Origin of the sequence: Hydrogenovibrio sp. 3SP14C1 (assembly GCF_029625905.1) — a bacterium.
Taxonomy (GTDB): domain Bacteria; phylum Pseudomonadota; class Gammaproteobacteria; order Thiomicrospirales; family Thiomicrospiraceae; genus Hydrogenovibrio.
In genome coordinates, this window is the sequence record NZ_JARTLM010000254.1 from 1 (window position 1) to 248 (window position 248).

Consider the following 248-nt stretch of genomic DNA (forward strand, 5'->3'; position numbering starts at 1 on the left):
GGCATGGCGACTTGCAGCAGTACGAATACCGCTGTCAGTAGAGTTGATGGTCACGACGCCATTTCTCCAGCGCTGCATTAGTACGACCTGCGCAGTGGCGTACGCTGCTGAATGCACGCATCAGTTGCTCACCTTCGGGCGCAGGCATATCGGCCATCAGCTCCAGGCGCTTGGCCTCGGCAGCCAACCGCTCGGCTCCGATGCTCAACGACTCGCCGCGCAGCTGGTGCGCTAGCCGCTTCACTTGC

General features: G+C 61.7%; 1 protein-coding gene. It reads right to left on the reverse strand.

The annotated features are described in order from the left end of the window. Nucleotides 1-34 precede the first annotated feature (34 nt). Nucleotides 35-248: Hpt domain-containing protein (locus tag P8629_RS12460; protein ID WP_278166413.1), on the reverse strand; the 214-nt coding region annotated here is incomplete at its 5' end.